Below are 3,275 nucleotides of genomic sequence, written 5' to 3'. Positions count from 1 at the left end.
ACCGCCCGTCAAGCCATGGAAGCTGGAAGTGCCTGAAGTGCGTAACCGTAAGGAGCGTCCTAGGGTAAAGTCGGTAACTGGGGCTAAGTCGTAACAAGGTAGCCGTACCGGAAGGTGTGGCTGGAATACCTCCTTTCTGGAGCATTATCTGATACCAAAGTATCATAACAAGTTACCTACATGATTATTTCTTAAATTTTTTATACTATAGTATAGTATAGGAGTTCGGCCAGCAGGGGCCGGATAATTTATCAACGGTTCGAATCCGTTATTCTCCACCAGTAGATGTGCAGATAAAAGATGTGCAAATATGCAAATGAGAAATCATCTGCACATTTGAAATCTGGAATCTGACATCCGCGAACGTTCTTTGACATATTGGATGAACGGACAGTTATCAAAAAGCATACAGTGGTGAGCAAAAGCATCACAAGTATAGAAGAAAGTAAATAAGGGTACACGGGGGATGCCTTGGCTCTCAGAGGCGATGAAAGACGTGATAAGCTGCGATAAGCCGCGGGGATCAGCAAATATGAATTGATCCGCGGATTTCTGAATGGGGAAACCTAACTATCTGAAGGATAGTTGCAAATATGCGCAAACCTGCTGAACTGAAACATCTAAGTAAGCAGAGGAAGAGAAAATAATAATGATTTCCTGAGTAGTGGCGAGCGAAAGGGAAAAAGCCCAAACCTATTATGTTACGGCATAGTAGGGGTTGTAGGACCACAAYATGAATATCAAASAAAACCGGAACGGGGTGGGAAACCCGGCCATAGAGCATGAGAGCTGCGTACGGGTAATGRATGATAGGATAGTGGTATCCTGAGTACCGCGAGGTCGGAGACGCCTTGTGGGAATCTGCCGGCACCATCCGGTAAGGCTAAATACTCCTGAGAGACCGATAGTGAACCAGTACCGTGAGGGAAAGGTGAAAAGAACCCCGAACAGGGGAGTGAAATAGAACCTGAAACCGTGTACTTACAAGCGGTCGGAGCSSACAWGTTSSGTGACGGCGTGCCTTTTGCATAATGAGCCTACGAGTTACTCTTCTCTGGCAAGGTTAAGTGTTTTAGGCACGGATCCGAAGCGAAAGCGAGTCTGAATAGGGCGCACAGTCAGAGGAGGTAGACGCGAAACCTTGTGATCTACCCATGAGCAGGTTGAAGGTGCCGTAACAGGTACTGGAGGACCGAACCGATAAACGTTGAAAAGTTTCCGGATGACTTGTGGGTAGGGGTGAAAGGCTAATCAAACTGGGAAATAGCTCGTACTCCCCGAAATGTTTTTAGGAACAGCGTGGTGGTTAAGTTATATAGAGGTAGAGCTACTAATTGGGTGCGGGGGAGTCAAATCCTACCAAATCCAGATAAACTCCGAATGCTATTTAATATACACTGCAGTGAGGCTATGGGTGCTAAGGTCCATGGCCGAGAGGGAAAGAACCCAGACCATCAGCTAAGGTCCCCAAATTAACGCTAAGTTGAACTAACGAGGTCCGATTGCACAGACAGCTAGGATGTTGGCTTGGAAGCAGCCATTCATTTAAAGAGTGCGTAACAGCTCACTAGTCGAGCGATCGGGCATGGATAATAAACGGGCATTAAGCGTTATACCGAAGCTATGGATTTACAGAGATGTATCTGGTAGGGGAGCATTCTAATTGCCGGTGAAGCAGGAAAGACAATTGACTGTGGAGGAATTAGAAAAGCAAATGTAGGCATAAGTAACGATAAGGCGGGAGAGAAACCCGCCCACCGAAAGACTAAGGTTTCCTGATCAACGCTAATCGGATCAGGGTTAGTCGGGGCCTAAGGTGAAGCCGACAGGCGTAGCCGATGGACAACTGGTTAATATTCCAGTACTTTTTATAACTGCGATGCGGTGACGGAGTAGTGACACTGACGCGTGCTGACGGAATAGCACGTTAAAGGCCGTAGGTATAGGGTTTGTAGTTAAGTACGCAGACCTTGCTGAAAGCTGATAGTATGCCGAGCCCTCGGGTAAGGCAATAGTTCAGGTAATCAAACTTCCAAGAAAACCCGCTAAGCTTCAGGTTATGAAAACCCGTACCGTAAACCGACACAGGTAGTCGAGGAGAGGATCCTAAGGTGCTCGAGTGAATCATGGCTAAGGAACTCGGCAAAATGGCCCTGTAACTTCGGGAGAAGGGGCGCTGGTAGCAATATCAGCCGCAGTGAAAAGGCCCAGGCGACTGTTTAACAAAAACACATGGCTATGCAAAATCGAAAGATGACGTATATGGCCTGACACCTGCCCGGTGCCGGAAGGTTAAGAGGGGATGTTAGTCGCAAGGCGAAGCATTGAATCGAAGCCCCGGTAAACGGCGGCCGTAACTATAACGGTCCTAAGGTAGCGAAATTCCTTGTCGGGTAAGTTCCGACCTGCACGAATGGTGTAACGATCTGGGCGCTGTCTCAGCCATGAGCTCGGTGAAATTGTGGTATCGGTGAAGACGCCGGTTACCCGCAACGGGACGGAAAGACCCCATGCACCTTCACTACAACTTAACATTGATATCGGATACAGGATGTGTAGGATAGGTGGGAGACTGTGATCATGCTTCGCCAGGAGTATGTTAGTCAACGTTGAAATACCACCCTTTCTGTATTTGGTGTCTAACCCTGTAATGCGGGGGACATTGTTTGGCGGGTAGTTTGACTGGGGTGGTCGCCTCCAAAAAGGTAACGGAGGCTTTCAAAGGTAAGCTCAGTACGCTTGGTAACCGTACGCGGAGTGCAATAGCATAAGCTTGCTTGACTGTGAGGCAGACAAGCCGAGCAGGGTCGAAAGACGGATATAGTGATCCGGTGGTTCTGCATGGAAGGGCCATCGCTCAAAGGATAAAAGGTACGCTGGGGATAACAGGCTGATCTCCCCCAAGAGCTCATATCGACGGGGAGGTTTGGCACCTCGATGTCGGCTCGTCACATCCTGGGGCTGGAGAAGGTCCCAAGGGTTGAGCTGTTCGCTCATTAAAGTGGCACGCGAGCTGGGTTCAGAACGTCGCGAGACAGTTCGGTCCCTATCTGTTGTGGGCGTTGGAAGTTTGAGTGGGGCTGACCTTAGTACGAGAGGACCGGGTTGGACTAACCTCTGGTGAATCTGTTATGCCGCCAGGTGTATTGCAGAGTAGCTACGTTGGGAATAGATAAGCGCTGAAAGCATCTAAGTGCGAAACTAGCCACAAGATGAGACTTCCATTGAGGATCGTAGCAGACTACTACGTTGATAGGTTACAGGTATAAAGGTGG

General features: G+C 48.6%; 2 rRNA genes. Both read left to right on the top strand.

Annotation, left to right across the window (positions count from 1 at the left end):
• Positions 1-136, top strand: a 16S ribosomal RNA gene (locus AC1DYT_RS26640); the annotation flags it as partial.
• A 303-nt stretch (positions 137-439) separates the two neighbouring features.
• Positions 440-3,275, top strand: a 23S ribosomal RNA gene (locus AC1DYT_RS26635); the annotation flags it as partial.

It is taken from the genome of Mucilaginibacter sp. P1_D10 (genome assembly GCF_056406215.1).
The sequence above is the reverse complement of the archived record's forward strand: the minus strand, read 5'-3'. Positions and strand labels throughout refer to the sequence as shown.